Source organism: Mesorhizobium sp. M7A.F.Ca.ET.027.03.2.1, from assembly GCF_003999175.1.
In the GTDB taxonomy this organism is placed as follows: Bacteria; Pseudomonadota; Alphaproteobacteria; order Rhizobiales; family Rhizobiaceae; genus Mesorhizobium.
In genome coordinates this window covers 1-1,683 of sequence record NZ_RZOM01001217.1, presented here as the reverse complement: position 1 = coordinate 1,683, position 1,683 = coordinate 1, and the positions used below count along the sequence as shown (strand labels likewise).

At 65.4% G+C, this 1,683-nt stretch carries 2 protein-coding genes; both read right to left on the bottom strand.

What is annotated here, in order from left to right; translation table 11 throughout:
* The coding region (locus tag EN750_RS33135; RefSeq protein WP_127399175.1) for an FAD-binding protein at positions 1 to 910 on the bottom strand (910 nt) is incomplete at its 3' end.
* Positions 907 to 1,491, bottom strand: coding sequence for an ASCH domain-containing protein (locus EN750_RS33130; protein ID WP_127399176.1), 585 nt, complete (start codon positions 1,489 to 1,491; stop codon positions 907 to 909). The genes EN750_RS33130 and EN750_RS33135, both read right to left, overlap by 4 nt.
* Positions 1,492 to 1,683 lie beyond the last annotated feature (192 nt).

Sequence of the window (1,683 nt, the reverse complement as noted above, 5' to 3'; positions counted from 1 at the left end):
GTCCCGGCGTCATCGAGACACGCCAGACCGGTTTCTCGCTGTTGTCGGCGAAGGGCCTGCAATCGCGTACATCGCGCCAGATCAGCCGTGAAGCGTCACCGGCAATCTCCTGCAGCGGCCCGGCCTTGCCGAGCAGCGTTTTCAGCGCGGCGATGCGGTAGGCAACCGACGGGCCGAAGCCTTCGACGCGCAGCAGCGTCGCGGCATCGTTGCCGAGACTGCCATTGGCGACCCGTGCAGCGATGCGCTCCGGCAGATGGGCCGCACTCGACACTTCCGCGCTGGAACCGAGCGCCAGGGCCATGGCGGCGGCCGCGGCATCGTCGAGCAGGCCACGGATGGCGAGCGTGACTTCGGTCTCGGCTGCCGGCAGCACCTTGAAGGTGACGTCGGTGAATACGGCCAGCGTGCCCCAGCTGTTGGCCATCAGCTTGGACATGTCATAGCCGGTGACGTTCTTGACCACGCGGCCGCCCGACTTGAAGGACTCGCCGCGACCGGACACCACATTGATGCCCAGGACATGATCGCGCGCAGCCCCTGCCTTGAGCCGGCGCGGCCCGGAGAGGTTCGCGGCGAGCACACCGCCGATGGTGCCTCTGCCAGGCTCGCCGCCAAGCAGCGGACCGTAATCCATCGGCTCGAAGCCAAGCTGCTGGCCGTTTTCCGCCAGCAGCTTTTCGATCTCGGCCAGCGGTGTGCCTGCCTTGGCCGACAGCACCAGTTCAGCCGGTTCATAGAGCGTGACGCCAGAGAGTTTCGACAGGTCGAGCGTGTGTTCGGTTTGCAGTGGCCGGCCGACGCCACGCTTGGAGCCGTGGCCGAGGATTTCCAGCGGCGAGCCTTCCGCCGCTGCCCAGGCGACGGTGGAGAGAACTTCGGATGGGGTGGTCGGGGTGAAAGTAGTCAAAGCCTGTGCTCCCGAAGCCTTTCGAGCACGGCTTCGCCCCGTGGCGACAGCCGATAACCGACCTTGAGGCTCTCGGTGAGACCGAACTCCCCGAGCTTGCGGACATCCTGCTTGAACTTCAGCTTTTCGACGCCGGCCTTGTCGGCCAGGACAGCAGCCGGCAATTCCGGATGGGCGCCGATCGCCTGCAGGATCGACGGGAAGTAGCCGGGTGCCGTTTTGTCCCAGCGCGCAAAACGCTGGGTCAAGGCATGCCAGTCCTCATTGGAAAGCACGGCGTCGCCGCGCAGGCCAACGCGTTCGTCGGGCTCGATGCCTTTGAGCTCGATGCGATAGACCGGGGTACCGTCATCGGGGCCAAGCATCTCCTGAAGGGCTCCTCGGGACGGAAAGCCGGCTGCGGTCGCGTCTTTCTCCGTCAATCCGGAGCCGCTCGCGATCGAGATGTCCCCGATCCTAACCGCACCTGACGCCGTTCTGACCCGCCCGCCGGCCTTGACGGTCGGCCGCTTCCAGCGGCGAAACGCGAGCGTCACTTCATTGCGCGCGATCTTGTCCAGCAAGGATTGTTTGAACAGCAACTCAAACCTCACTCGGGCATGGGTTCCTCGCCCCCGCAAAGCGGGGGAGAGGTGGCTCGGGCAAAGCCCGAGACGGAGAGGGGGCGAATTCTATGCCAGACGCGAGTTCGGATATGCTGAGTTCCTTGGCGCCCCCGTCTGTCCTGCCGGACATCTCCCCCTCAAGGGGAGAGATCGGATGTCGCATATGGC